Below are 20779 nucleotides of genomic sequence, written 5' to 3'. Positions count from 1 at the left end.
TTCTTGATTACAGATTGGCATTAATACTAGCCTCAATCTCTTCAGCGCCGGGGAATCCGGTATATTTTGCGGTAAACTTACCCTTCCTGTCGAAAACCATAAAGGTTGGGACACCTTCAATGCCCAGTTCCTTGTACCAATAACGCCATTGGCTGGCTGTCACACGGTAATGCTCTCCTTTGATATCTGGAATAGTTTTGTTCCATGCACCTATGGGAGAGGTTTCTCCTGTAAGATATACAAATACCACATCCTTGCCCTTATACTGTGCTTTGACCGGCTTCATTGCTTCCATGGCACGCATACAGGGGCCACACCAGGTCGCCCAGAAATCTACAAGAACTACTTTTCCCTTGTATTTCTCAATGATAGTGCTAAGCACTTTGTTCTGATCTACATCGGGTACCTGATTAATAACTACGCCTTCAATAGTGGCGGCCTGATTTGACTCAATAAAGGTTTTAATTTCGTCATTTTGTGTAATTAGAAACTCTGCTATTGCCTTATTTGAGAATGTGGTCTTGAGACTTTGCTTTTCCTCGTCGCTAAGGAAGTCTCCTTCTTCAAGTCGTTGAGCCTGCATCCTTGCTCTTGTTATTTCCTGCAGCAAACTGGTGTTTGTAGTAGTCAGTCCAGCAATATCCTTGCTGAACATGCTTAACTTTTCTTCGTTTGTCTTATCCTTGTTCTCAGGATTATCCAATACGAGGTAGTCCAACAAATAGTCTGCTGCTCTGCCAAATTGTGAGGAATAAGCAATGCTTTCACTAAAGAAGCGTTGTACTAGCTCCTTATAGTAAGTGTCATCCGGGACAGGAGGATTGACATCATGATTTGGGCGTTCTTCATAAGGAATATTGCGCACTGTAAAGTAGGCTTCTTCAACAAGATCTCTGTACAGTATGGCGTAGATTACAGACATATTGCGGAGTTCGGCTTCAGCCAGCACTCTGGCATTGCCTGTTATTCCAGCAGAATCCAACCTGCCTGCAGCTTCGTTATTTACTCCCTGAATCCAGTTAAGGAAATCCTTCGGGCTCATCCCGTCAACCTCAAGAAATGCTCTGTCATAGCTAAATGAATTTTTCAGGATTCCGGTAATTGCCTGGCTTTCTTTGTTTGAAAGCCATTTGTTTTCCACTGAAATATCCGGAGCCTTATCAGCTTCTGACATAGAGGCTGCATCGATTGTAACTGTGGTTTCATTACCTGGTACAAGAAAAACTCTTGTTCCCCATGGCTTAAGGGTGGTAAGCATTGGTAAACCTGTGACGATTTCCTTTCTGAAGGTTCCATCCTCATTAATAACGATTTTCTTGTCAGCATCAAACTCAAGAATAGGGTTAATTTTCTCGAGTTTAAGTTCTGGAAAATTCATTTCGGAATTGTAACCTTCGATCTTACCGCTAATTACTGCAGGTGCATTGTTGTATGTAAGTTCCGGTAGTGTGGGTTGGGCTTCATTGGGTTTTTGCGAACAAGCCGCAAATAATGGAATCAATAGTAGTAGTATCCTTCTGCTGTTCATAGCTCACGTTTTTAGAGATGGCTAAACTATTAAAAAGGAGAAATAAACACAAGGTGAAAGTGCCATATCTTTCCTAAATTTACCCTTCAGTTAGGGAGGAAATTTTCAGCTAATAATAAACCTTGCAATTTTCATTTCATGAGATACATTCTTACAGCGCTTTTAATTGGACTTTCAGCAAGTGTTTTTGGTCGTACTGACTTTGTTCCTTATTCGGAATATTCAGTCAGAGGGAATGCCGGATTTATGAAGACTTTTGTAAGCGGACTTCCAGGTGACTACTCATTTGCAGGAACAACCTTTGGCGGTCGTTTTGTTTATTTTGGGGAGAAGTACTGTGCTGCAATGATCGAAGTTAATTACAGCAACTTTACCGGGACTCAGACTGAGGTAGATGGTATGAGTTTCAGCTTTGTTGAGACGCCTTTGATGACCAGAATAAGGATTCCTATGAAAAGGACTGCTGTATCAATTAATCTGGGTTCCTATATTCAATTTCCTTTATCTTATTCTTCGGAGATAGTAATGGAAAGAAGTGCCCTTTTTGGTTTGGCAGGTGGACTTGAATTCTCATTCCCAGTAGGGAAAAAGCTGGATCTTGGTATAGAGGGAAGATATAATTACAACCTGCACTCCAATAGCACCACAATAGATGACTTATGGTCATCCTGGACTCAGTTTGGAATAGTGTTGAGTTACCGAAGTAAATAAAAAAGAACCCCTCTCTATCCGCTTTTTCATTGTTAAATGAAAAAACGGATAAAGATAGTAGTATAAAAATAGGGGTTATTACATTACAAGTTTATATCCCTTGCCGTGAACATTGAGAATCTCGACAGAAGGATCATCTTTAAGGTGCTTCCTTAGCTTGGTAATGTAAACGTCCATACTTCTGGCGTTGAAATAGTTGTCATCCACCCAGATGGTCTTGAGAGCAAAGTTACGCTCTAACACTTTGTTTGCGTTGTTGCACAACAGTTTGAGCAGCTCAGATTCTTTAGTGGTAAGTTTAACTATTTGGTCCCCGTCAATAAGCTGTTGCTTGTGAGTATCAAATCTGAATCTTCCGATTTGGAAAACGTCTTGTCCACCCAAAGTTCCCTTTGTACGACGTAAGATGGCTTCAATGCGGAAAAGCAATTCTTCCATGCTGAAAGGTTTGGTGAGATAATCATCTGCACCTATTTTAAAGCCTTGAAAGACATCTTCCTTCATTGATTTTGCCGTTAAGAATATGATGGGCACATCGGTATTGACCATTCTGATCTCTTTAGCAAGAGTAAAACCATCCTTCTTTGGCATCATCACGTCGAAGATACAAACGTCGTACTTCTTGCTCATGAATGCCTCATAACCGGCTTCACCGTCAGCCATAAGATCAGTATCATACCCTTTGGCAATCAGATACTCCCTGAGTAGCATCCCCAGGTTTTCATCATCCTCGGTCAGGAGAATTTTATATTCTTTTTCCATTCCTTATTGCTTTTAAGGGGTAAAAATATTTCGAATTTGGTTCCAACATTTAGTTCACTTTCAACTTTTATCTCGGCCCCATGATCTTCCACAATCTTCTTTACGTATGCGAGGCCCAGTCCAAAGCCTTTAACATTATGCACGTTACCTGTCGGTACGCGATAAAACTTCTCAAAGATACGTTTTAAATTTTCTTTTGAAATACCTAGTCCGTTATCTTCAACTGTTATTACTATTCCGGTGGGCCTGTTCCATGTCTTTACCTGGAATACAGGGGTTCCTCTTTTGTATTTTAGTGCATTATCCAGCAAGTTAAAAATAACATTTGTAAAATGCACTTCATCTACATGAGCATATGGATTCTTTGCCTCTAATTTCTCTACTATGGAACCCTTCTGGCTCTCTACCTTTATCCTGAAAGTATTCACAACACCATGTACCATTTCATTGATGTTGGTCTTTTTCAGTTTCAATCCGGCCTTACCTTTGTCAAAGATAGCCATTTGCAGCACTTTTTCAACTTGAAAGCTCAATCTTTTACTTTCGTCCTGAATAACTGTAGAAATGTGCTTTAGACTTGATGGTGTTTTTGTAACATTCTCGTCTGTAAGCATCTGGGATGCAAGAGAGATTGTCGATATAGGCGTTTTAAATTCGTGGGTCATATTGTTGATGAAATCATTCTTGATGTCATCAAGCCTTTTCTGTCTAACAATGATTGCCATTGTCAGAACGGAAAGAAGAACCATGACAAGGGTAAAGATTACTGTCGGAAGCATCATACCCATTGACTCCATAATGAAGTTAGGTCTTTTGGGGAAGTAAACCAAAAGATAGTTTGGCTTGGGATGCAGGTCAGAAGGGAAGAGGTATTTCTGATATGTGACTGTTGCCTGATCCCTGTCATAGCGAACTGTAGATGTTACCAGTTCTCCTTTGGAATTGTAGATACCAAACTCAAATGGAAGAGAAATACCTCTTTCATCAAATGCCTGGAGCAGGGTAACATCCACTGTCTCTCTGGAGATTCTTTGCTGAATTGGTATATCTGTTACGAAATAGCCCTTACGAAGTCTTATTTCTTGTTCTGTAAGTTTTGAACGGAATTTCGACTGAAGGTAGTTAAATGCATGTGCCAAAGGGTCAGCCTTATCAAGCTGACTTGATCCCATTGGAGTCTTATCTTCATAGGTGTAGATAAGTGAATCCTGGCGATAGGTGGATACTCTTGCACTGAGTTGGGAACTGCTTATGGAAAAGTCAAGCGAAATATCATACTGAAGACGTCCGTCATCAGTACCCAACTGCTTTATACCTGAAAAGTAGCGGTTTTCGTTTTTGTATTGGGGTGGCAAACTGAATTCCTCAATTGCCATTTGAGCAGACAGTGTTGAAGTCTCATTTATTTCAAGCCTGTGAATAACCTGATCAAGTGCTTGCCGTACCAACTGATCAAAATGCTCTTCCTTAATCATTGTTGCATTCCTGATCCACATCATTTGTATGTAAATCAGTCCCAGCAATGTCAGGGTGATCAATATTATAAGAATCTGAATAAACCTCCTGCTCATGTCTGCAAAATTAGCCTGTGTAAGTTGATTTCCTGCCTGTTTAACAATAATTAACTACACAAGCCTGTAAATCAATGCTTTTAGTTAAGGATCAGGCTTTGTTTTCCAATCACTTTTTCGAGTGCTTCCTCGGCTGCATGCTGTTGTGCTTCCTTCTTTGAACTGCCCCGTCCCAGGCCCATAAGGATATTATCTATGTATGCCTGGGCTACAAAACTGGCTTCTCCTTTTTCAGGGTATTCTTCTGTAACGAAGTGTATGCTGCAGCGGTTTTTTTGCCCCCATTCAATCAATGTAGACTTATGGTTCAGGTTAGTCTCAATCAGGGAGTCGAGATCCTGATACTGGTTAATTATTTTTTCTATGATGAATTTCCTTGCAGCGAAGTATCCCTTGTCAATGAATATAGCACCAATCAGTGCTTCCAGGGCATCACCTGGTATGTGGGTATGGGTCAGATCTGAGAGAGCCTGTGTTTTTATGAATTTGTCCAGTCCCAGTTGCAAGGCCAGCCTATCCATATTGCTACGATTAACTATGCGTGCCCGCATCTTTGTGAGTATACCTTCATCTTTGTTGGGATATCTTACAAACAATTCATGGGCAATAACAGCCCCTAGAACCGCATCTCCAAGATACTCTAGCCGTTCGTTATTTAAGGGAAGTCCCTTTTCATCCTTCATCATAAGGGATTTGTGCTGGAAGGCCAGCAGGTAGTAGTCCTTGCGACGGGCCAATACTCCTGTAGTGTTGTACAGTAAATAATAAAACTTCTTACCCTTTCGGGGAAGAAGTTTTATAAATATCAGAAAGTGTTTTAACACAATACTATTCAAGTGATTTAAAAGCCACACAAGCATTGTGACCACCAAATCCAAAAGTATTTGAAATAGCCACCCTTACCTTACGTTCCTGAGCCTTATTCAAAGTAAAATTTAATTTTGTATCGAGCTCCGGATCGAGATTAAAGTTATTAATCGTGGGAGGAACTATTCCATTTTTTATTGCAAGAATACAGGCAATAGCTTCAATAGCTCCTGTGCCGCCAAGAAGGTGACCTGTCATTGACTTTGTAGAGCTGATGTTAAGCTTGTATGCATGTTCTCCGAATACTTCCTTGATTGCCTTAATTTCAGCAACGTCGCCAAGAGGAGTACTGGTTCCATGCACATTGATGTAATCTACATCTGAAGGCTCTATATTGCCGTCTTTCAAAGTTGCTCCCATTACTTTTCTGGCACCCAGTCCTTCAGGATGAGGTGCAGTAAGATGGTAAGCATCAGCTGTCATTCCGCAACCAACAATTTCACAATAGATGTGTGCACCTCTGCTAACAGCATACTCATATTCTTCCAGAATTAGCGCGCCGCCACCTTCTCCGATTACAAAACCGTCCCTGTCCTTGTCGAACGGACGTGAAGCTGTAGCCGGATCATCGTTTCTGGTAGAGAGTGCCTGTAATGCATTGAATCCGCCAACACCAGCCTCATTGATAGCTGCCTCTGAACCACCGGTGATAAAGACTTTAGCCTTACCAAGACGAATCAGATTAAAAGCATCACCTATAGCGTGTGTGGAAGATGCACATGCGGAAACAGTGCCGTAGTTAGGACCTCTAAAACCATATTTCATTGAGATATGGCCAGAGGCAATGTCAGAGATCATTTTAGGAATGAAGAAAGGATTGAAGCGGGGTACGCCGTTGCCCTGAACATAAGCCTTCACTTCATCCATGAAGGTTATGATTCCACCAATGCCGGCACCCCAAATAACTCCTGCTTCATCTAAATCGATTTTTTCGAGGTCCAGTCCGGAATCCTGAAATGCTTGCTCAGCTGCTGCAATAGCATACTGAGCAAACAAGTCTGTCTTCCTTACCTCTTTACGGTCAAGGTATTCTTCAGCATTGAAGTCCTTTACCTCGCAGGCAAATTTAGTTTTGAAATTGGTGGCGTCAAATCGAGTAATGGGTCCGGCAGCACTCTTACCTTTGACCAAGCCGTCCCAGTACGATTCAACTGTGTTGCCTAGTGGGGTAATGGCACCAAGTCCCGTTACAACTACTCTTTTTAACTCCATAATTTAGGTTTCAGTAATACAATAGTCTTACTTCACGTTTTCTTCGATGTATGCGATGGCATCACCTACTGTGCCGATGTTTTCAGCTTGATCATCAGGAATTGCGATATTAAACTCTTTTTCGAACTCCATAATCAATTCAACAGTGTCAAGAGAGTCAGCACCCAAGTCGTTGGTGAAGCTAGCCTCGGGAGTAACTTCTGATTCGTCAACTCCCAACTTGTCCACAATAATTGCTTTAACTCTTGATGCAATGTCTGACATAGCTTTAGTTTTTTAGTTAATAAATCAATTTTAGTTTCAAAAAATAATGGTGCAAATAAATAGATTTGCCCAAAATAAATCAAATAATCCTTCAACGAAATTCATGAAGCGTGCTCTTTTTTTATATTTTTAGCTTTTGAAAGGCGCTTTTTGGGCACTATAAACTATTGATAATGAAGAATGTTGTGATCCTGGCTTCGGGCTCCGGAACAAATGCCGAAAATATAATCCGTTTTTTCGAAAATTCGAAAATTTCAAGGATTTCCTGGCTTTTATCAAATAATCCTCAGGCTTTGGCTCTTGACAAAGCCAAAGCCCTCGGCGTAAATACAATGGTTTTTACGAGGGATGACTTTTATGTAAATGGCAGAGTTTTGAGCTTTTTGCAGGGTGAACAGCCTGATCTGATAGTACTTGCAGGCTTTTTGTGGTTGGTTCCTTCAGATGTTGTAAAAGCTTTTCCTGGTCGTATTATTAATATACATCCGGCCTTACTGCCAAATTATGGTGGCAAAGGGATGTATGGAGATAAGGTTCACAAGGCAGTAATAGACAATAAGGAAAAGCAGTCAGGTATCACTATCCACTACGTGAATGAGAAGTATGACGATGGTGATATAATATTTCAGGCTTCTTGTAGTGTTAGTCCTGATGATACCCCTGAGACCCTGGCATTGAAGATACATGCTCTTGAGTATGAGCACTTCCCGAAAGTGATCCTCCGTTTACTTGAGTAATATCCTGTTCTCCTTTTGCAAGCCGGTTTTTCTGCTCATCAAGTCGATTTTTGAACTGGCTGATGAATTCCAGATAGTGTGGCATATCTTCACCTGGAACAGGTTCTACCGGAGGAGCTTCAACCTTTAAAGGATCTATTGGAGAGTCGTTTCTGTACATACGGAAGTCAAGATGCGGACCTGTTGACAGGCCTGTGCTTCCTACATAACCAATAAGTTGACCCTGAGCTACCCTGTCACCTTTTGATATTCCCTTGGCAAAGCCCTGCAGATGCATATATACGGAAGTATATACGCTATTGTGTCGTATTTTGAGATAGTTACCTCCTCCTTTTGCATCCCATCCTTTTTGGATAATGGTTCCATCACCAATTGCATAAACGGGAGTTCCTGCAGGTGCGGCATAATCAACCCCATGATGAGGTCGATTGATCTTAAGTACGGGATGAAAACGGCTGTGGCTGAAGCGTGAACTAATACGTGAGAATTTTAGAGGTGCCTTTAAGAATGCTTTTCGAAGACTATTGCCTTCTTCATCAAAGAATCCGTTTGTTACACTGTCGTTCGGATATTTAAATGCGTAATAATCACGTCCTTTGTGATTGAAAATGGCAGCATGGACAGTAGAAACGCCTATTGAAACACTGTCTACATATTGTTCGTCATAGATAGCTACAAAGTTGTCTCCTTTTTCGATACCAAAGAAATCAACAGTCCACGCAAAGATCTCTGATAATTCGAATGCAAGCATTGGACTCAGATTATTATCCTTTACTGTATTCCACAAGGATGAGCTAATAATTCCTGAGCCAACCTTTCTTATAGTCTCAACCGGCTTTATGTCACGATATACATGGAATGTATCTGTAAGCTGCATCACGAGGTAGTCGGTATTGTCTATTTCATAGACAAACCACATGGGAGTCATTAGGGAGTCTCTGCTGTAAAAAACAGAATAACTGTTACCAGTACGTATCTTTCTAACATCAAAAATGGGCTTGCTTTTCTCAGCCAAGAGGTTGACAATCTGGTTGTCAACCTTTATTGGAAGCAGTATGGAAGCAAGATTCTGATTGCGGCTTACTTTATAGTTCTCTATGCTGAAGGAATCTTTTGGTAGTCCGTAAAGAAGCTGTGGTGGAGGGGGAGGAGCCGGTTCCTCTGCAATTATGAGATCCTGCTCAACGTCATTTTTAGCACGCCATTGATATATATATATGACAACTGCAATGATAGTCAGAACAAGAATCGAGATTATTATGTGTAGCTTCTTCATTTGCTCATACTTTTATGCTGTCAAAACCCTGTCCAAATACACCCATTACATTGCCCATAGTTATAAATGCTCTGGGATCTGCTTCCTTGATTATATTTAGGATAGCCTGAGACTCACTTTTACGTGCAATGACCATCAGCACTTTAACCTCTTTACCTGAATAACCTCCTTCGGCAGGTATCACTGTAATACCTCGCTTTGCAACATTTATCACCTGATGCTTAATTTCTTCATAATGATCAGAGAAGATAAAGAACTGGACAGTCTGTTTTGTACCGCTTATGATAAGGTCAACCGTATAGGCCAGAATTGCCATTGTAACGAAACCAAAGATCATGGTTTCAAGAGACCTGAACAGAATAAATGATGATCCGATTACTACTGAATCAATATAAAGCAGTAAGCGACCGAGGGATATATTCTTGTATTTGTTGATCATTAGGGCTATGATGTCAGAGCCCCCTGTGCTACCTCCATTAAGGAATACTATTCCTGCACCTGTACCGGCAAGTACCCCACCTGTTACTGTTGCCATAATCCTGTCAGTAATCAGAGGTTCTGAAACCAGATGTGTAATAATGGACAGAAATAATGAAAAGACTGCTACCGAGTAAATACTTTTTACCCCAAACGAAGCTCCGATAACCTTCATTGAAGTTACAATCAGGATGGTATTCATTATAAGAGTCATAAGACCAATATCGAAGCCAGTCAGGAAGTGCAGGACTGTTGCTATGCCAGTCAAGCCACCTGCAATAATCTTTGACGGGATAATAAAGCCGGCCCATCCCAAAGCACTAATCCCAAGTCCTATGGTAAGGAATATGTAGGATAACAACCCATTACCAAATGCTTTAAATTTCATCAGGCTACTACTATGTTTATTATTTTACCCGGTACAACTATCACTTTTTTCACCTCTTTGCCCTCAGTCCATTTCTGAGTCTGCTCTTCCTTCAGCACAAGTTTTTCAACATCAGCCGGGTTAAGGCTTGCTGGAGCTTCCAGCTTAAAGCGCACCTTTCCATTGAATGATACAGGATAAACTACAGTACTCTCAACCAGATAATCAGCATTAAATTGTGGCCATGGCGCATCACAGACTGTCTGATTGTGACCCAGGGCATGCCATATTTCTTCACATATATGGGGAGCAAAAGGTGCTAACAGAATTGTAAGTGGTTCAAGTATTTCCCTCTTGTTGCACTTGAGTGCTGTAAGATCATTGACACAAATCATAAAGGCACTTACGGCCGTATTGAATGAGAATCTTTCAATGTCTTCAGATATCTTTCTGATTGTGCGGTGCAATACCTTTAACTCATCAGCGGTAGCTTTTTCATCTGTCACAATCAGTTTGCCATCTCTGTCAAAGAAAAGTTTCCACACCTTGCGCAGTAATTTATGTACACCGTCTATACCATTGGTGTCCCATGGCTTTGATTGTTCAAGAGGACCCAGAAACATCTCATACAAACGCAATGTGTCAGCTCCATACTCCTCTACAATGGTATCTGGGTTGACCACGTTGAACATAGACTTGGACATTTTTTCAATTGCCCATCCGCACACGTATTTGTCATCCTCGAGTATGAACTCGGCATTGGCATATTCAGGATTCCAGGCTTTGAAAGCCTGGATGTCAAGGATGTCATTGCGAACCATGTTGACGTCAACGTGTATTTCCATTGTATCATACTTGTCTTTCAGATTGTAAGACACAAAGGTGTTTGTTCCTTTTATGCGATAAACAAAATTGGACCTGCCTTGTATCATTCCCTGATTGACCAGTTTTTTGAATGGTTCATCCTTGCATACATAGCCAAGATCATAGAGGAACTTGTTCCAGAATCTTGAATAGAGAAGGTGACCTGTAGCATGTTCAGTTCCTCCGATATAGAGGTCTACATCCTGCCAGTACTCGTTAGCTTCCTTGCTGACCAGTGCTTTTCTGTTACGTGGATCCATATAGCGCAGATAGTATGCTGAAGATCCCGCAAATCCAGGCATTGTGTTGACTTCAAGAGGATATCCTTCCTTAGTCTTCCAGTTTTTTGCCCTTGCAAGTGGCGGTTCTCCCTTTTCAGTAGGAAGATACTTATCAATTTCCGGAAGTTCCAGAGGCAATTCATCCTCATTAAGTACATAAGGCATATTATCCTTGAAGTACACAGGGAAGGGCTCACCCCAGTAACGTTGTCTGCTGAAGATTGCATCACGCAGGCGGTAGTTGACCTTGACCCTTCCAAGGCCATTGTCTTCTATATGTTTCTTTATTTTTTCAATAGCCTGGGCAACCGACAAACCGTTGAGGAAGCCCGAATTGATCATGGTACCTTCCTTTGAGTCAAAGGAGTCGGTCCATGTTGAAGTGTCGGAAGCTTCTTGTCCGGGAAGCACTACTACCTGGGGTATGGGGAGACCAAAGGTCCTTGCAAAGGCAAAGTCACGGCTGTCGTGGGCAGGTACTGCCATAATGGCACCAGTACCATAGCCTGCCAATACATAGTCACTTATCCAAATAGGTATCACCTCGTTGCTAAGGGGGTTGATGGCGTAGGAGCCGGTAAAGACACCGGTTACTTTTCTGACTTCAGCCTGACGTTCACGCTCGGTACGCTTCTTAACCAGTTCGAGGTAGTCTTCAACTGCCTGTTTTTGTTCGGCAGATGTAAGAAGGGGTACCAACTCACTTTCAGGAGCCAGTACCATAAAGGTTACTCCGAAGATAGTGTCGGGACGTGTGGTAAATATATTGAGCTTCAGCTCTGAGTCCTTGACCGGAAACAATACCTCAGCACCTTCTGAACGACCGATCCAGTTACGCTGAATTTCCTTGAGGGAGTCAGTCCAGTCGACAGTATCGAGGCCTTTAAGCAGTCTTTCTGAGTATGCTGTAATTCGAAGCAGCCACTGACGCATTAGTTTTTGCTCAACCGGATGTCCTCCGCGGACACTGAACCCATCCTTTACCTCATCATTGGCAAGTACAGTACCCAGAGCCGGACACCAGTTTACTACAGTATCAGCCAGGTATGCTAGGCGGTAGTTGAGTAGCACTTCCTGCTGCTCATTGGTTGACATGTTATTCCACTCTTGAGCACTAAAGCTGAGTTCTTTGGTCTGAGCAGCATTCAAGCCAACTGTACCCTGTTTTTCAAACCTTTCTACAAGTTGGCTTATCGGAAGAGCCTTATCGGCGTCATTGTCGTAGTAATGCTCGAACATCTTCTTGAAGGCCCATTGAGTCCAGTGATAGTATTCGGGTTCACAGGTCCTGACCTGACGGTCCCAGTCGTATGAGAAGCCTATTTTGTCAAGCTGTTCGCGATATCTTTTGATATTTTGTTCGGTTGTTACTGCAGGATGTTGTCCAGTCTGGATAGCATACTGCTCAGCTGGCAGACCATAGGCATCGTAGCCCATTGGGTGCAGTACGTTGAACCCGTTAAGTCTCTTATAGCGGCTGTAAATGTCTGATGCTATATATCCCAGTGGGTGTCCAACGTGCAGGCCAGCACCTGAGGGATAAGGAAACATATCAAGGACGTAAAACTTAGGCCTTGATAGATCAATGTCAACTTTATAAGTCTTGTTTTCAATCCAATTCTGTTGCCACTTTTTCTCAATTTTTCTGAAATCGTAATCCATGACCGCTATATGTTTGAAATGTCTGTAATTTAACAAGAATACGAATTTGCGAATTTATGAAAAGTTTTTGAATCATGTTGGATTAGCTTAGTGTAGCCTAAGGTAAAATGCGCTGAATTATTGTAGTGAAAGAATAAAAATTGCTATTTTCGCACTCTCTATCCGGTCCCGTAGTTCAATGGATAGAATACTGGATTCCGGTTCCAGCGATATGGGTTCGACTCCCGTCGGGACCACAAGAAGCCGCAAGTCTTTCTCGGAAAGACTTGCGGCTTCTTGTTTTGGTTAACTGATGTATCATGCCTGGAATAAAAGGCATTAACACTGTAAATTGTTGTTGCTCAGCAGAGCAGTGTCAGATTAAAGTGCTTATGTGAACGAAGCCGTCAGCTTTGAAGGGATTTGTAAAGGATAAAGTCATATTCGTTATCATCAACAATGGAGAATCCTTCCCGCGCGTAGAGTTTAAGAGCAGGGTTTCCCTTGGTAACGCTAATTGACAGCCCTTTAAAACCATCGAGGGTAGCCTGCTGCACCAGCTTTCTTAACAACATAGTCCCTATGCCTTGTCCTCTGTACTCCGGATAAAGAGCTATAGTAAGCTCAGGTGACCCATCGTTTACATATCCATAACCTTTGGGGTTGCCATTTAACAGTCGGCACCAAACTGCACCAATAACCTTGTCCCCTTCCAATGCAACAAGACATCTGTCCATTTTTCCTGATCCCCATTTATCCCAATAGATTATAACATTAGGTTCATAAATTGTTTCATGAGGATAAGGATTGGAGGGATCCGGATTGAAAATAGCCTCGTAAACCAGCTCCTCAAGACAGGGCAGTTCGCTTGCCTGAATTTCTCTTATTTCATAATTGTTGAGAGTCATATTTCATCTGATAGTGAGGGAAGACCTGCCCAGGCTGGTCTTCCCCCTTGGTTGATTTAAAGCTTTCTTCCGATATAAAAGACGTAACCGTAGTACTCTCTATACTTCATAAATAGGTCCTGTTCATGCCTTTCCATCTCGATGAATCTTTCCACAGTGCTGTTTCCCGGATACTTTTTTAGGAACTCTTCCTGGACCTGTAGCTGGGGTAGATAGAAGTTTTCAATCCAGCAGTAGTCTGGAAGGACAAAGGAAGCCACGGGTAGATAACCTGCATCCTGAATCTGTTTAATCTTAGTCGGGATGGTGTCAATCTCATTATAGGCCTCCATCCAGAAATTCCGGATCTCATCTGGTCGGTTATTGGTGAGCCATGATGCCTCGGTCAGGGCTATATAGCCTCCCGTTTTGAGGTAGGGTCGCCATGTTTCAATACCTTTGCGGAAACCTATGTGGTAGATTGCTCCCTCCGACCATATAAGGTCAAGACTTTCCTTTTCAAATGGCAGAGGGTCGGCAAAAGACCCGACTATCCCCTTTACTCTGTCCTGGAATCCAAGACGGACTGAGTTCTGTTTAAATCGCTCAATGAAACCAGGGAATAGATCCAGTCCTGTAATCCTGCATGGCAGCTGGCCGGCAAGGGTCATAGTCTGTCCTCCTGTGCCACAGCCTAAATCGGCTGCAGAGGAGTCTGCAGTTAGTCCTTCGACAAAACTAAGAGCCTTGAGAGTTGCTTCCGGACTGCCGGGACCCTGACGCTCAAACATTGAGAAGTATTCGCAGATAAGGTTGAAGTCGAACTCGTGGATTGTATTTTGTTCTGTACTCATTGCTTTAATGATTAAGAATAAGAATGATCCTTTGGGACCGTTCTTAAATTTAACTGTAAATAAAAGAAAGGATAATATAAACACACTCCGGCTGAAGGGTAGCCGAATTATTTGGAGGGATAAGCAGAGGTCTTGCGGCCCAGCTTACTTACTTCACAAGATCCTTCTTAAACATAAAGCAGCTTAGGTATTCTGAAGCAAAGGTCTAAGTTTGAATTAAGAAATGCAAGTAAAGGCATCGACAATCAGCATTTTTCTTTGCCATCTGGTCTGGGAGTGGTGTATCTGCCCCACCAGCCGTAGCTTGTAAGGGAAAGACATCTGATAATGGTATCAAAGGCTTTGTACCTGAGCAGGTAATGTTGAAGCTTATAAAGGGGGTTTAGCAGGACAAGGAATATTACAGATACATAGGCAAATCTTCCAAACATATAGTATCCTAGGCTTAATGGTAGAATACACAGATCCGGGCTGCATTTCCTGTACGTGTGAAGTAGTAGATCTCCACTGTGCTGTATGCTCTCATGGAGTTGTCTTTTGGTTTAAGTAATCATGTATTTCCTGTAGTCTTCATCCTTGTATTTTTGAAAACCTGCAGCAAGGAGGACTCTGACGGATGCACCGTTTTCTTCGGATGGATCCGCTAGTATCAGCATGCCTCCTTCCGCTTTGATCAGTTCCTCAATAAGAACTATCATCCTTTTGCCATAACCCTTATTAAGGAACTTCTCCTCTCCGATAAGATACCCTATTTCGAAGACTTGTCCCGGCTTATCCACTTCAAGCCCATAGTGTGAAAGTATGTATTCCTTTTCGAAGAAACTGTCGTAATACATGCAAAAACCAATAGGTCTGTCGCCAATATATGCAAGAAAATGTCTGAAATGTCTGTGGGAAGTGCTTCTCCCCTTTAACTCGTCAAGCCAGTCCTCTTTAACCTGTGCCCCACCGGGGCACAGCCATTTGAACACATGAGGCTTGCTAATCCAGTTGCCCACCAGTTGGATATCCTTGTCCTGAAGAGCTTTCAATTCCATAGGGCAGTACTTATCTGAAACTCCTGAGAGCGTTTCTATTTTGCTTACATAGGATAAATATAAACACTATAATCTGGAATAGAATCTTCAGACTAAAATAAAGGTATTTTGAGTTGAGGTTTTTACATGGCCGTTATATGTCAATAACAGAGTGATGTTATGAACCTTATAGTGCCCAGTTGATTGGTTCCTTGTTCTGGCTTACAAGTATCTCATTTGTTTTAGAAAAATGCTTGCAGCCCATGAATCCTCTGTGAGCAGATAGGGGAGAGGGATGAGGTGCTTTGAGGATATAGTGTTTAGACTTGTCGATTAGTCCCTCTTTTGCCTGAGCATAGGCTCCCCAGAGATGGAAGACTACCCCTTCGCACTTTTCTGACACCGCCTTAATTGCCGCATCTGTAAAGAGTTCCCATCCACGCTTCTGGTGTGATCCGGCCTGATGCGCCCTTACAGTCAGAGTCGCGTTGAGTAGCAGCACTCCCTGTCTGGCCCAGGGTTCCAGATTGCCTTTACCAGACATTCTAATGCCGAGGTCATCAGATATTTCTTTGAATATATTTTGAAGAGATGGTGGTAGAGCAATACCTTCAGGAACAGAAAATGCAAGACCATGAGCCTGCCCAGGACCATGATAGGGGTCTTGTCCAAGGATTACAACCTTCACCTTCTCAAGAGGGGTGGTGTCGAATGCAGCAAAAATCTTTGGTGCCGGAGGAAAGACTATCTGGCTTTTTCGCTCCTCAATCAGAAACTCTTTTAACTGTGCAAAATAGGGACTCTGAAACTCGCCCGAAAGGGCTTGTTTCCAGCTTTCTTCGATATGGGGATTGATATTGACCCGTGTCATTGAATTACTATTGCTTTACACCACCGGAAACCTATGGATGTTAAATGTTTACAGCTTCCGGTGCTACGTTACCGACTATAAATTTAAGCAATGTAATTGTAATTGCATCACAGATGTTGTGCTACATACCTCCCATACAGGTGAGGCACTGCAAAGCATAGAGATCATATTCATCAAATGCAGGTCCCGGTCTACCGTTTAGAGTTATGATACGGTCGGCTCTGATTGCCATCTCATTGTCCAACACAACATAGCGAGAAAAGCCATCCGGGCTGAACAAACCCGTTACAACCCCTGTAGCATCCATTACTTTGTTTCCGGTGTCAAAATAATGTGCCTTGCAGTGAAGCCCAATTAGCAGTTGTACTGTGTCAAAGTAATCGGGATCCATCGGTGTGTAATCCTTTGGAGAATGTGTTGTTTTCATAGCACCAGGTTTTTAACTCAAACTATTATTACTTTCTGCAGTATTCAACAATTTCCCTGACGTGAATTGCTGTAGTGTTGAGAGAGGGAATGCCATGGTATTCCGGTTGGGTCAGTATCAATGGGAGTTCTGTACAACCCAGAATTACTCCTTCGATATTTTGCTGGCTTTTCATCTTCCCGATGATTTCTATTAGCCCCTCCCGGGTCTCCTCTTTGAAGATGCCCAGTTCTATTTCGCTAAACAGTTTATCGTTGATGTATTTAATGTCGTCTTTGTCAGGTATTTCAATTTCAATCCCGTATTTGTTAAACACCTCACTGTAGAAACCGGAACGCATAGTGAATGACGTGCCTATCAGTCCGGTCCGTCTTAAACCCAAAGCCTTAGCCTTACGAGCTGTGGCTTCTACTATGCTGAGCATAGGAACTGCTGTGGCTTTTTGTATCTCATCAAAAAAGAGGTGTGGAGTGTTGGCTGTAAGAGCTATAAAGTCTATTCCTGTTTTTGCAAGCGCATTAGTTGCCTCAATCAGGTAGTCTGTAGCTGCTTTGTGGTTGCCCCTTCTTACAAAACCGATAAAGTGTTCCATATTAACACTGTATATCAGCATCTCGGGATAGTTGAGATCTCCGCTGTTGCCTTCCTTAAATGAATCGATGATGGCCTTATAATAGTCGACCGTTGCTTCGGGACCCAGACCACCGATTAAGCCAATTTTTTTCATTTCGTATTGATTTGCTTGAATGTTAAAGGTACAGAATTTAAAGAATAAAAGACAAAATTATCCACAATTATATTCATATTTGTAGCGTAGGTAATTCAAGGTTAACAGTGGTAAACCTTAATTAGGAAATTATACTATTGGCAGGGGCAACTAAAAACTTGCGCTATTGTTAATCATAGGTTATTATATATAATTAAAATAGGGGACATGACACCAAACAGGAAACCACGTGTTGTAGTGATTGGAGGAGGTTTCGCCGGCATCCAGTTTGTGCGTCAACTGGATAAAAGAAATTTTGACGTATTGCTCATCGATAAGGTGAACCATCACCAGTTTCAGCCCTTGTTTTATCAGGTGGCCACTTCGCAGATAGAGCCGGCCAGTATCTCCTTTCCCTTGCGCAACATTTTTCACGGCAACATGAGTGTGCAAATTCGTCTGACGGTGGTCGATCGCATCGATACCGAACAGAAAAAGGTACATACGGGTATCGGGTCCTTTGCCTACGACTACCTGGTGATTGCAGCGGGTTGTAAGACCAACTTTTTTGGGAACAACAACATCGCCAAACATGTGTTTACCCTCAAATCGTCGGTAGATGCCATCCACATCCGCAACCACATTTTGATGACCTTTGAACGCACCATCACCGCTCCGGCCGATCAAAAAGCCTTTTACCAAACCCTGGTGATAGTGGGTGCGGGGCCCACCGGCGTTGAGCTGGCCGGTGCTTTTGCTGAGATTCGTAAAAACGTTTTGCCTAAGGACTATCCCCGCATCGATTTTTCCAAATTCACCATTTATCTGGTAGAGGGCAGTGCACATACGCTCAACAACATGAGCGCGGCCTCCCGGGAGGCCAGTCGCCGCTACCTCGAAAAAATGGGGGTAAAACTGCTGACTTCAACTTTTGTAAAGGATTACGACGGGCGTACGCTGCAACTGAGCAACGGCACCAGTCTTGAGGCCAAGACGGTGATCTGGGCCGCGGGGGTAACAGGTAATAAGATTGAAGGACTGCCCAGGGAGGCTGAAGGTCCAGGCAATCGTATCAGGGTTGATCGCTATAATAAGGTTGTTGGTCTTGAGGATGTATTTGCGGTAGGAGACATAGCCTATATGGAGACCCCAAAGTATCCCAAGGGGCATCCTCAGGTTGCGAATGTTGCAATTAACCAGGCCAGAAATCTGGCTCTCAACTTCACACGAAGATTAAAAGGCAGGTCACTTAAGGAGTATGAATACAAGGATCTCGGATCCATGGCTACTATCGGACGAAACAAGGCAGTGGTTGACTTTCCGTTCTTCAGATTTAAGGGTTTCTTTGCATGGGTTGTATGGATGTTCTTACACCTAATGTTGATACTAAGTGTACGCAACCGCCTTGTGATCTTTATCAACTGGGCATGGCTGTACCTGACTAAAAACACTTCGCTGCGTTTGATATTGATGCCGGAGGACAAGTTAAGGGAGGAGAACGCCACCCTGCAACAACAGCACGGTCACGACTAAGATCACCATCACCAGGGTGCTGCGTTGATTGATGGCGCAGGCACGAAGCAAATCTTTTTGCGAAACGACCCTGGATCGTTCCCCGATCCAGGGTTTTTTATGGACCCGTCCGTGGTAGGTGGCGGGCCCTCCAAAGCGTAGGTCCAGGATGCCCGCCAGGGCGGCTTCGGGGTAGCCGGCATTGGGACTGGTGTGGCGGTGTCCGTAGCGAAAGAGGAAGCGCAGGGCGCGGGGCGAGCCGCCGACCACTACCATCAGCAGGGCGGTGAGGCGGGCGGGGACAAAGTTGGCCACATCGTCGAGACGGGCGGCGGCGCGCCCAAAGAGGCGGTAGCGATCGCTTTTGTAGCCCAACATCGAATCGAGGGTGTTCACCATTTTGTAGCTCCACATGAGGGGGAGTCCACCCACCAGGTAGTAAATCAGCGGGGCAATAACGCCATCACTCAGATTTTCGGACAGGGTTTCCAGGGCGGCTGTCCGGATTTGGTTTTCGTCGAGGCGACTTGTATCGCGACCCACAATCATGGAGAGTTGGCGGCGACCGGCGGGGAGTCCCCCATTGGTTAAGGCTTTGTCTACCGCCTTCACTTCATCGATGAGGTTGCGGTTGGCCAGTCCCCAAAATACGAGCAGACTGGCAGCGGGGTAGTAGAGCCAGGGACTCAGGGCAAGCAGGGACGTGCAATACTGCAGGGCGATGAAAACGGTCGTTACCAGTACCAGCACCAGAAGCAGACCCTTCAGCAGGCGTTGCGAACCGCGGTTCAGCAGACTTTCTGCCTTGCCGATGGCATGCCCAAAGCCCTTTACCGGGTGCGGCCAGTGCCGCGGATCGCCCAGCAGCAAGTCGGCCCCATAGCCCAGCAACAGCGGCAGCAGCCAGGGCAGTAATTCGCTTATTGTTGCTGATTCAACCATTCTACTATGGCCTTTTGCAGTTGCAGATTGGCGGCGGGCGTCTGCGCCGCCACCCGAAAATGACCCGGACCCAGTCCCCGGAAATTATCGGCATTTCTGATTAGGAGTCCGTGCTCCGCCACCAAATAGCGCTGTAGGTCCGCCGCCGTGCCCACCCGGGTACGTGTCAGAAAAAAGTTGCAGGCAGAGGGCGTTACCTCCAGCTCCGGCCTTTGGCGCAGGGCTTTTTGCAGCTTCCGGGCTTCGGACAGCGTTTCGTTGATTTGTGGCTTATGGTCGGTCGGATGGGCATGCAGCCAGGTGATGGCCGCCAGGGCCAGGCTGTTCACGCTCCAGGGCATGCGCAGGGGCTGCAGCTTTTCCAGCAGCTTTCCCTGAGCCAGCAGATAGCCGGCCCGGAGTCCCGCCAGACCATAGATCTTGGTGAGGGAGCGTACCACCACCATATTGGGGGGCAGGACTTGGGTGGTCAGACCCTCAGCGTCTGAGCAGAGTTCCTGGTAGGCTTCGTCGATCAGGAGGGTGGTCTGCGGCAGGGACTGCGCCAATTCGCGCAGGAAGTGGGGCGACCAGCAGCGACCGTCGGGATTGTTCGGCTGCCCCAGCCATAGGAGGTCCAGTTGCCGGCAGTTCTTTACATTCACCGCTTCTGCCTTTAGGAAACTGATTTGATGCCGGTAGCAGCGGGCGGCGTCTTCGTATTCGGCAAAGGAGGGAAGCACAATGCCCGAGCGGGCACCACGGAACAGGTGGGCCAGGAGGTAAAAGGCCTCGGTACTGCCGTTGGTCACCAGGACTCCTGCTCCGCTGGCCGCGTGTTGGGTTTGCAGACAGCGGGCGGCACTTGCGGCATCCACCTCGGGGTAGTCGCTCAACGTTTCGAGTCGCCCTTTCAAATGCTCCAGCAAGTCGCCCGGCAGAGCTGCCGGCAGCACATTGGAGCTGAAATCGCAGCTTATTTTTCCGGGAAACGCATTGCGGTTATTGCCGTGGCCCTGCAACATGG

At 44.2% G+C, this 20779-nt stretch carries 21 protein-coding genes and 1 tRNA gene; 4 read left to right on the top strand and 18 right to left on the bottom strand.

The window, feature by feature from the left end:
• Window positions 1–7: 7 nt before the first annotated feature.
• Complete coding sequence (locus M9189_RS11880; protein ID WP_250723521.1) at window positions 8–1528, bottom strand: TlpA family protein disulfide reductase; 1521 nt, start codon at window positions 1526–1528, stop codon at window positions 8–10.
• A gap of 138 nt (window positions 1529–1666) precedes the next feature.
• Here M9189_RS11880 and M9189_RS11875 point away from each other — a divergent pair, with 138 nt between their 5' ends.
• A complete protein-coding gene (locus M9189_RS11875) occupies window positions 1667–2239 on the top strand; it encodes a hypothetical protein (RefSeq protein WP_250723519.1) in 573 nt (190 codons plus the stop codon).
• A gap of 78 nt (window positions 2240–2317) precedes the next feature.
• On the opposite strand, the gene rprY is transcribed toward M9189_RS11875, so the two are convergent.
• The 5 genes from rprY to M9189_RS11850 all read right to left on the bottom strand — a co-directional run bounded on the left by rprY (window position 2318) and on the right by M9189_RS11850 (window position 6915).
• Complete coding sequence (gene rprY, locus M9189_RS11870; RefSeq protein WP_250723517.1) at window positions 2318–3001, bottom strand: response regulator transcription factor RprY; 684 nt, start codon at window positions 2999–3001, stop codon at window positions 2318–2320.
• Entirely contained in the window at window positions 2974–4572 is a 1599-nt protein-coding gene (locus tag M9189_RS11865; protein ID WP_250723515.1) for a sensor histidine kinase, read from the bottom strand. Before M9189_RS11865 ends, rprY begins: the two co-directional genes overlap by 28 nt.
• Before the next feature lie 80 nt (window positions 4573–4652).
• Window positions 4653–5396: a ribonuclease III gene (gene rnc / locus M9189_RS11860; RefSeq protein WP_250723513.1), complete on the bottom strand. Its 744-nt coding sequence runs from the start codon at window positions 5394–5396 to the stop codon at window positions 4653–4655.
• Between the two features lie 4 nt (window positions 5397–5400).
• Window positions 5401–6651 carry a beta-ketoacyl-ACP synthase II gene (gene fabF, locus M9189_RS11855; protein WP_250723511.1) on the bottom strand — a complete coding sequence of 417 codons (1251 nt, stop codon included), beginning with the start codon at window positions 6649–6651 and terminating at the stop codon, window positions 5401–5403.
• A gap of 27 nt (window positions 6652–6678) precedes the next feature.
• The gene (locus tag M9189_RS11850) at window positions 6679–6915 is read right to left on the bottom strand and encodes an acyl carrier protein (RefSeq protein WP_250723510.1); all 237 of its coding nucleotides are present in this window, start codon (window positions 6913–6915) and stop codon (window positions 6679–6681) included.
• A 173-nt stretch (window positions 6916–7088) separates the two neighbouring features.
• Here M9189_RS11850 and purN point away from each other — a divergent pair, with 173 nt between their 5' ends.
• Complete coding sequence (gene purN, locus M9189_RS11845) at window positions 7089–7652, top strand: phosphoribosylglycinamide formyltransferase (protein ID WP_250723508.1); 564 nt, start codon at window positions 7089–7091, stop codon at window positions 7650–7652.
• Here the strand turns inward: purN and M9189_RS11840 are convergent.
• Genes M9189_RS11840 through leuS form a run of 3 tightly spaced genes read right to left on the bottom strand, consistent with a single transcriptional unit; the run spans window position 7558 to window position 12579 of the window.
• Window positions 7558–8928 (bottom strand): M23 family metallopeptidase, encoded by a 1371-nt coding sequence (locus tag M9189_RS11840; RefSeq protein WP_250723506.1) that lies wholly within the window; start codon window positions 8926–8928, stop codon window positions 7558–7560. The genes purN and M9189_RS11840 overlap by 95 nt on opposite strands.
• 4 nt (window positions 8929–8932) lie before the next feature.
• Window positions 8933–9793: a YitT family protein gene (locus tag M9189_RS11835; RefSeq protein WP_250723504.1), complete on the bottom strand. Its 861-nt coding sequence runs from the start codon at window positions 9791–9793 to the stop codon at window positions 8933–8935.
• Entirely contained in the window at window positions 9793–12579 is a 2787-nt protein-coding gene (gene leuS / locus M9189_RS11830) for a leucine--tRNA ligase (RefSeq protein ID WP_250723503.1), read from the bottom strand. Before leuS ends, M9189_RS11835 begins: the two co-directional genes overlap by 1 nt.
• A 164-nt stretch (window positions 12580–12743) precedes the next feature.
• On the opposite strand from leuS, the gene M9189_RS11825 reads away from it, so the two are divergent.
• Window positions 12744–12815, top strand: a tRNA-Arg gene (locus tag M9189_RS11825).
• 150 nt (window positions 12816–12965) lie between these two features.
• Here M9189_RS11825 and M9189_RS11820 read toward each other — a convergent pair.
• The 7 genes from M9189_RS11820 to M9189_RS11790 all read right to left on the bottom strand — a co-directional run bounded on the left by M9189_RS11820 (window position 12966) and on the right by M9189_RS11790 (window position 17340).
• Window positions 12966–13466, bottom strand: a complete 501-nt coding sequence (locus M9189_RS11820; RefSeq protein ID WP_250723501.1) for a GNAT family N-acetyltransferase — start codon at window positions 13464–13466, stop codon at window positions 12966–12968.
• 56 nt (window positions 13467–13522) lie between these two features.
• The gene (locus tag M9189_RS11815) at window positions 13523–14299 is read right to left on the bottom strand and encodes a class I SAM-dependent methyltransferase (protein ID WP_250723499.1); all 777 of its coding nucleotides are present in this window, start codon (window positions 14297–14299) and stop codon (window positions 13523–13525) included.
• Between the two features lie 245 nt (window positions 14300–14544).
• Window positions 14545–14730: a hypothetical protein gene (locus M9189_RS11810; protein WP_250723498.1), complete on the bottom strand. Its 186-nt coding sequence runs from the start codon at window positions 14728–14730 to the stop codon at window positions 14545–14547.
• Between the two features lie 111 nt (window positions 14731–14841).
• Window positions 14842–15336 carry a GNAT family N-acetyltransferase gene (locus tag M9189_RS11805; RefSeq protein ID WP_250723496.1) on the bottom strand — a complete coding sequence of 165 codons (495 nt, stop codon included), beginning with the start codon at window positions 15334–15336 and terminating at the stop codon, window positions 14842–14844.
• A gap of 166 nt (window positions 15337–15502) precedes the next feature.
• Window positions 15503–16186, bottom strand: coding sequence for a uracil-DNA glycosylase (gene ung, locus M9189_RS11800; RefSeq protein WP_250723494.1), 684 nt, complete (start codon window positions 16184–16186; stop codon window positions 15503–15505).
• 121 nt (window positions 16187–16307) lie between these two features.
• Entirely contained in the window at window positions 16308–16613 is a 306-nt protein-coding gene (locus M9189_RS11795) for a hypothetical protein (RefSeq protein WP_250723492.1), read from the bottom strand.
• A 28-nt stretch (window positions 16614–16641) separates the two neighbouring features.
• Window positions 16642–17340 (bottom strand): aspartate/glutamate racemase family protein, encoded by a 699-nt coding sequence (locus tag M9189_RS11790; RefSeq protein ID WP_250723490.1) that lies wholly within the window; start codon window positions 17338–17340, stop codon window positions 16642–16644.
• 207 nt (window positions 17341–17547) lie between these two features.
• Here M9189_RS11790 and M9189_RS11785 point away from each other — a divergent pair, with 207 nt between their 5' ends.
• A complete protein-coding gene (locus M9189_RS11785; protein ID WP_250723489.1) occupies window positions 17548–18852 on the top strand; it encodes an NAD(P)/FAD-dependent oxidoreductase in 1305 nt (434 codons plus the stop codon).
• Here the strand turns inward: M9189_RS11785 and cbiB are convergent.
• Both cbiB and M9189_RS11775 read right to left on the bottom strand, forming a co-directional pair.
• Window positions 18805–19773, bottom strand: coding sequence for an adenosylcobinamide-phosphate synthase CbiB (gene cbiB / locus M9189_RS11780; protein WP_250723488.1), 969 nt, complete (start codon window positions 19771–19773; stop codon window positions 18805–18807). The genes M9189_RS11785 and cbiB overlap by 48 nt on opposite strands.
• A complete protein-coding gene (locus tag M9189_RS11775) occupies window positions 19752–20777 on the bottom strand; it encodes an aminotransferase class I/II-fold pyridoxal phosphate-dependent enzyme (RefSeq protein WP_250723486.1) in 1026 nt (341 codons plus the stop codon). The genes cbiB and M9189_RS11775 overlap by 22 nt, the downstream gene beginning before the upstream one ends.
• Window positions 20778–20779: the final 2 nt, after the last annotated feature.

Origin of the sequence: Xiashengella succiniciproducens (assembly GCF_023674465.1) — a bacterium.
In the GTDB taxonomy this organism is placed as follows: domain Bacteria; phylum Bacteroidota; class Bacteroidia; order Bacteroidales; family Marinilabiliaceae; genus Geofilum; species Geofilum succiniciproducens.
This window is presented reverse-complemented; position numbering and strand designations above follow the sequence as displayed.